Source organism: Hydrogenivirga sp. 128-5-R1-1, assembly GCF_000171895.1.
The window spans coordinates 1-1,208 of the sequence record NZ_ABHJ01000449.1; the positions used below are offsets into that span (position 1 = coordinate 1).

General features: G+C 26.7%; 2 protein-coding genes. Both read left to right on the forward strand.

Translation table 11 applies throughout. The features are described from left to right. A partial coding sequence (locus tag HG1285_RS00780) for a nitrous oxide reductase accessory protein NosL (protein WP_008289562.1) occupies window positions 1–285 on the forward strand: 285 nt, incomplete at its 5' end. Continuing rightward, window positions 282–1,166 (forward strand): HDOD domain-containing protein, encoded by an 885-nt coding sequence (locus tag HG1285_RS00775; protein WP_008289563.1) that lies wholly within the window; start codon window positions 282–284, stop codon window positions 1,164–1,166. The genes HG1285_RS00780 and HG1285_RS00775, both read left to right, overlap by 4 nt. The last annotated feature ends 42 nt before the right edge of the window (window positions 1,167–1,208 follow it).

Consider the following 1,208-nt stretch of genomic DNA (forward strand, 5'->3'; position numbering starts at 1 on the left):
GATAAAGAGGTTTCAGCCATTACCTATGATTTTATTACAGAAAATCCAATTACAGCTTTTAATGCATACTTTGTAGTTGGAAGCGAAGCCAAGCCTTGCTGCAGTCCAAGTGCGATACCATTTTCATCTAAGGAAATGGCAGAAAAATTTGCAAAAGGCTTTGGAGGAAAAGTTTTAAACTTTATAGATGCTTATAATGAAATTGTAAACAGCATGAACCTTAATCTAAAAAGTTGTTGTTCAAACAATGTTCAATCAATCAAACTTTCTGATATAAAAAAATGATAAAAGGTTTCAATATAGCAAAACAGTATATTTATGGTAAAAACAAAAAAATAGAAGGTTGTGAGCTTTTTTTCAGAGGTGAAGGCATTCAGGATTTTTTCCACGCAACATTAATCACTTTCAACTATCTAATTGAAAACTTGAAGCTTAACAAATATGTTTTTTTAAATGTGGACAAAAATTTTATTATGAGTGAATTACCACAAATTTTTGAACAAAGCAAAAAGGTTGTTTTTGAGTTAATGGAAGATATAGAAATTGACAGTAGCATTATAGATAAAATAAAAAAGCTTAAAACAAAAGGTTTTTTATTTTCTGTTAACAATTTTGACATTATACAACATGAGGATTTATTGGAATTTTTAGATTTTGCGAAAGTAGATATAAAAGATGATGAAAGAATATTTAAAAATTTAAATGCTCTAAAATTAAATAATATAAAACCTATTGCTTTTAAAATTGAGAATGAGATTTTTTATAAAATTGCCCAAAAATTAGGTTTTGAGTACTATCAAGGGTACTATTTTTCTTATCCTGAAGAAGAAACTTTTAATTTGAAAGAAGAAAATCAAAAACTTATTTTAAAGTTGATAAATGGAGTCGTAAAACAGGAGCCTATTAATAAAATAGAAGAATACTTTAAATTATCTCCTAAATTAGTTACCGGTCTTTTAATTTATATTAACTCTGCATATTTTGGTTTCAGGTCAAAGATAGATTCTTTAAAAAGGGCTATTTCTATTTTAGGATATAAAAATTTAGAGAAATGGCTTTTTTTTCAACTTTTTTACAGTAATAAAAATTTAACTTTACTGCTTGAAAAGGCATCATTTAGAGGAAAACTTTTAGAATTTATAACTGAAGATATTACGTCGGATTAAAGATATGCTTTTTAGTAGGCATGCTTTCTGTGATGAGAGCAA

Excerpts from the sequence above, each read along its gene's own strand:
- HG1285_RS00775 (WP_008289563.1), top strand. The coding sequence starts at position 282 with ATGATAAAAGGTTTCAATATAGCAAAACAGTATATTTATGGTAAAAAC.